The sequence below is a fragment of the uncultured Dialister sp. genome (genome assembly GCF_900541605.1).
GTDB lineage: Bacteria > Bacillota > Negativicutes > Veillonellales > Dialisteraceae > Dialister.
Genome location: NZ_UQKJ01000129.1, coordinates 1 through 4,940 on the forward strand (window position 1 = coordinate 1; position 4,940 = coordinate 4,940).

Here is a 4,940-nt window from a genome sequence, read left to right on the forward strand (position 1 = left end):
CCCTCTGGGCCAGTCCCATCAGTTCCCTTCAGCTAACCCCAGCCCCGTGGGCAGCCCCTTCCCGAGGAAGGGGCCGACTGTTGTGTCAATTTCACGTTATTTGTGCAGAGTCATTAGGATTCCACTGGCGGCGGAGCCGCAGATGGTTAGCCTCCTTCCTCGGGAAGGAGGTGGCGCCGTAGGCGACGGAGGTTAGCTAAAGGGAGCGCCGCAGGCTGATTTACCTTATGCCCCTGGCGCGAAGCGCCCACAACCCGGTGAACGAGCGTAGCGATGTTCACCCACCACCCTTAGCCCCATCTATACGAGTGGCCCGTCCCCTAACCACCAGCTCCCAACAGCTCGACAAACTGAAATAGTCCTGTTCCCCTGTTTCAAAAACCTCATACCACGGAACCCGTAAAAATGGTACAATATACGAGACTTATCTGTATTCTCCCGGGAGGCATGAGAATATGAAACAGTGGAAGAAAAAAATGACAGCGGCCCTGCTGGCTGTGGCCTGCATCGGCGGCCTGGCAGCACCGGCGGAAGTGGAAGCGGCTACGACGACACAGAAAATTCTCTATGGGGCGGCGGCACTTCTTTTCATTTCCAATTATTACCAGCGGCTGGATGACCATGGAGGGCAGCAGTTCCTTGCGGAGTGCCAGCAGCAGACCGGGGTCTATGATTCGGCGGAAGCGGACAACCGGGTGCAGGAAATCTATCGGAACCTTTGCGATACGGGGGCAGTGGATCGGAATTACAAGGTCTACGTTTCCCCGGATGAAGATATCAATGCATCCATGAGCCTGGGCGGCGTGCTCTGTGTGAATAAGGGCTCCCTCGATGCCTTTGATGATGATGAACTGGCCTATGTCATGGCCCATGAAATTTCCCATGGTGAGAAACGGCACAGTGTAAATGGAGTCAAGAAACGGGTGGGCCTCATTACGGCCCTGGATATTTACCTGGGAAGCGATGCATCCTATGGAGAGTACCTGTTAGGAAATATTGCAGCCAACTACGTGTCCAATGCGGTCTTCACAAAGGACCAGGAAAAGGAAGCCGATGACTGGGGCTTCCAGTACCTGGTGGAGGCAGGATATAACCCCGGTGTCGGGGCAGCCGCCATGCAGGTGCTCTATAACAAATACGGGGAAAGTTCCCCTTCCGGCATCAAGTCGGTGCTGGCTCCCGGAAACCATCCGAAAACAAGTGACCGTATCAATAAAAACCTGAAATGGATGAAGGCCTATTCCGGCGGCCACGTGGATGTGAAGGACGGATGGATCCTTGTGAATGGAGAAAAGGCATTCCAGCCGGAAGCGGCCGGCCGGTATACGGATAAGGAGAGGACATTCCTCACCGCCGGTAAACTGGACAAGCTGTACCATGCAGGACAGGTGCCTGATGCGGTACTGGAAGATAATACCATCTACTGTGGAAGTACGGCGGTTTACAGCCTCGCTTCTACGGAAAACGGAAAGCTCTATGTGGACAACCTGAATAAGGGGATTGCTAAAGATCGGGGCGAAAAGGTGGAGGAAAAATTTGCTATTGATTCCCGAAAGGCAAAAGTGACAGCGGACAAGGCAAAAGCGGAAAAAGAGGCCGCCTCTGCAGATGCCGGTTGAATCGAGCATAGTTAGCAGGCATCATTGAGAAAGGAACATGATTATCAAGATTATGAAGAAATTACTGGCCCTGGTTATTTTATTTATTGTTTGTGCAGGTGTGGCTTTTGGTATTCTGGCCCTCATTACGCCGGAACCGCCAAAGAAGCCGCAGCTCCCGCCTCCGCCTGCCACCGGTGCCGTGTCGGCGGCCCTGATTGATGGAAATACGGGAGAAATGCTGGCCGATAAGGAAGGAACCCTTCGCGTCTATCCGGCCAGCACCACTAAGATCCTCACCACCATCATTGCCCTGGAGGAAGGAAAGGATAAGCTGGAACAGAATGCAGTGATTACGGACCGGGCCATTAAACAGGACGGTACGAATCTTGGCATCCGCAAGGATATGCCCATTTCCCTTCACCAGATGCTCTATGGCATGATGCTGATTTCCGGAAATGATGCGGCCGTGGCTACGGCGGAAACCGTGGGCGGTTCCTATGACCGGTTCGTAGAAATGATGAATGAAAAGGCTGCCTCCATTGGAGCCCATGATTCCCATTTCGCCAATCCCAATGGCCTTACAGATCCGAACCATTACACCACAGCGGAAGATATGGTGAAAATTGCGGCCTATGCCATGAAAAATCCTGATTTCCGGGATATCGTGAAGCGGAAGACCTATCCCATGACCTATCGGAATGGTATTTACCGGAATGTGCAGAACAGGAATGAATTTCTTTCCAGCGGCTATGAAGGGGCCAATGGTATCAAGACAGGTATGACGGAAGCGGCCGGTGACTGCCTTGTAGCATCGGCAGAGAGAAATGGAAAGCTCATCATCGTAGGCCTTTACAATGACCCGAAACGGTGGCAGGATGTGAAGACCTGGCTGGATTACGGCTTTGCGGCAGCCCGGGCGGAAGATGAGTACCGGGCAGCTCTGGCAGCAGAACCGGGAATTTACAAATTTGTGAACCGGGTGCTGGGAAAGGAACCAAAGGAATCCCATGCGTAAGAAAAAGACTCCCTTTTTGAAGCGGCTCTTTCCCCATAGCCCGCTGCTTCGGATTATCTTCGTCATTGTCATGGTCATTACGTCTTACGTGGTGGTACAGAATGTATACCACTTCGTGAAGGTGCAGCAGCAGGAAGCGGAACTGGTGAAAGAGAAGGCCCGTCTGGAAGAGGAAAAGGAAAATCTGGAAACCCAGAAGGAGGACCTTGAGGATCCATCCAAACTGGAAAAGAAGGCTCGGGATGAACTGGGCCTTGTGAAACCGGGAGAAGTTCCCTATGTGAAATAGGACCGATGTCCGGCGGCAGCCCTGCGGCGGGGCGTACATGCAAATCAGTGGGGCACTGGGCTTTTTGTCTTGAGCTGGCCCGCCTGCGGCGCTTTTGTCCGGTTCCTGACAGGGGCTCTTGCCGAATGTATGGCCGCGAAACGGCCGGGAAATTCATAGGGCGGGGCCGCTTCAATGGGAGCTTCCTTCGTCTTGCGCAGGAATCATAGCTGGAATTATAAAAAGGAGCTGTAAATGAAAAATATTTTCATTCACAGCTCCTTTTTACATTCTTTTTTATCAGAACTGTTTCAGCCTCTCCAAAAGCCGCTGGCCATGGTCTTTTGAATTTTTGATGACCCGCTGCCGGTCTTCTTCGGTGCTGACGCCGGGAATGTAAGCGCTGCCGAAGCTATACACCGGCGGCTCATAGATCATGTGACAGAGCTCGGCCATCTGCTCAAAGTTGTAGAGAAATTCTTCTACCGGATGCCGGTTCTGCCCGCCTTTCCGATAATGGTCACTGCCGCCGCCTACGGTGAAGGATACCATGAGATGTTTGCCGGTAAGGGCTGTTCCTTTGGAACCATAGGCAAAGCCATGGGCAAAGACTTTTTCTACCCAGTTTTTGATGATGGCAGGGTAGGAATACCAGTAAAGGGGAAACTGGAATACGATGACATCCGCTTCTCTTACATAGGACTGTTCTTTTTCCACGTCCAGGTCCCAGCCAAGAAGGTCCAGGCGGCGAAGGACAAAGGGCAGGTCCGATGTATCCAGCGTTTCTAGAATGGTTTTATTAGCCAGGGACGTTTTCAGGTCCGGGTGGCCGGAAATGATTAAAATATTTGGCATAAGAATCTCCTTTCTGCATTACAGAGGTTATGGAATGGACCATATTATAGGAAAACAGGAGCGATTTGGGAAGAATGCACTTCAAAGTCATAAAGTGATAAAAGGAACAGCAGCTTACAATGACTACTTATGATATACAAAAAGTAAGTGACTCACCCAAAAGTACATTCTTACATAAAAATCAGTTTTGGCATAAAATGTAGCTGATGAAAAAAAGGAGACCGGCCCTTGCCGGATCCGGAAAGGAAAATCAATATGGACGAAATATTTACACGGGTCAGTGTCCGCCAGTTTGAAGACCGGCCGGTGGAAAAAGAGAAAGTAGAGAAAATTCTTTCCGCTGCCATGCAGTCACCCTCTGCGGGGGATGAAGAGGCTTGGCGGTTTTATGTGGTCACTGACAGGAAGAGGCTTGATGAACTTTCAAAAGCCAGTCCCTATGCTTCCCCTGTGGCCAATGCTCCGGCGGCGCTTGTAATTTCCTGGGACCGGGAAGCTCTCCGGTTTCCGGAATATGGGGAAATCGACTGCGCCATTGCTTCCGAAAATGTGCTCCTTGCCATCGAAGGCCTGGGGCTGGGAGGCGTCATGCTGGGTATTGCGCCGATCCGGGAGCGAATGGATGCAGTCCACACCATCCTCCGGATGCCGAAAGAAGAAGAAGCCTTTACGGTGATTCCCTTTGGCTATCCCAAACATAAAGGGAAAGCCCATAGCCGTTTTGATGAAAAGAAAGTCCATTACCTTTGAAAGGAGCCTGTATGGAAGAAATTAAAGTATTCAACTGCCCCGTTGAAGCGACCCTCTCTGTTATCGGGGGCAAGTATAAGTGCGTCATTCTTTATCACCTGTCCCACGAGACACTCCGTTTCAGCCAGCTGCAGCACATCATCCCCCACGTTACCGCCAAGATGCTGTCCCAGCAGCTCCATGACCTGGAGAATCGGGGACTCATTCATAAAAAAATCTATCCGGTGGTACCGCCAAAGACGGAATACAGCCTGACAGAATTCGGAAAGACCCTGTCTCCCATTGTGAATGCCATGTGTGATTGGGGAAATACATATATGAAGGATCAAATCCATCCGGTAGAATTGAAATGATTGGAGGAGTCATGGGAGACCATGGCTCTTTTTGATTGTCTTCTTAGGGAAGCACTGATTAAATCGTTGTCAGATTTCATTCTTGGATTTTTATGCAA

General features: G+C 51.1%; 6 protein-coding genes. 5 read left to right on the forward strand and 1 reads right to left on the reverse strand.

What is annotated here, in order from left to right:
* The first annotated feature begins 455 nt into the window (after positions 1-455).
* From QZR21_RS07930 to QZR21_RS07940, 3 genes are read left to right on the forward strand one after another with little or no spacing between them, the layout of a single operon-like run.
* Complete coding sequence (locus QZR21_RS07930) at positions 456-1,619, forward strand: M48 family metallopeptidase (protein ID WP_296098664.1); 1,164 nt, start codon at positions 456-458, stop codon at positions 1,617-1,619.
* A 37-nt stretch (positions 1,620-1,656) separates the two neighbouring features.
* The gene (locus QZR21_RS07935) at positions 1,657-2,616 is read left to right on the forward strand and encodes a D-alanyl-D-alanine carboxypeptidase family protein (RefSeq protein ID WP_296098667.1); all 960 of its coding nucleotides are present in this window, start codon (positions 1,657-1,659) and stop codon (positions 2,614-2,616) included.
* Positions 2,609-2,905, forward strand: a complete 297-nt coding sequence (locus QZR21_RS07940; protein ID WP_296098670.1) for a septum formation initiator family protein — start codon at positions 2,609-2,611, stop codon at positions 2,903-2,905. The genes QZR21_RS07935 and QZR21_RS07940 overlap by 8 nt, the downstream gene beginning before the upstream one ends.
* A gap of 279 nt (positions 2,906-3,184) precedes the next feature.
* Here QZR21_RS07940 and QZR21_RS07945 read toward each other — a convergent pair whose 3' ends face one another.
* Entirely contained in the window at positions 3,185-3,739 is a 555-nt protein-coding gene (locus QZR21_RS07945; RefSeq protein WP_296098673.1) for an NAD(P)H-dependent oxidoreductase, read from the reverse strand.
* A 255-nt stretch (positions 3,740-3,994) separates the two neighbouring features.
* Between QZR21_RS07945 and QZR21_RS07950 the strand changes: the two genes are divergently transcribed.
* Both QZR21_RS07950 and QZR21_RS07955 read left to right on the forward strand, forming a co-directional pair.
* Complete coding sequence (locus QZR21_RS07950) at positions 3,995-4,489, forward strand: nitroreductase family protein (RefSeq protein WP_296098675.1); 495 nt, start codon at positions 3,995-3,997, stop codon at positions 4,487-4,489.
* 11 nt (positions 4,490-4,500) lie between these two features.
* Positions 4,501-4,842, forward strand: a complete 342-nt coding sequence (locus QZR21_RS07955) for a helix-turn-helix domain-containing protein (protein ID WP_296098677.1) — start codon at positions 4,501-4,503, stop codon at positions 4,840-4,842.
* Positions 4,843-4,940: the final 98 nt, after the last annotated feature.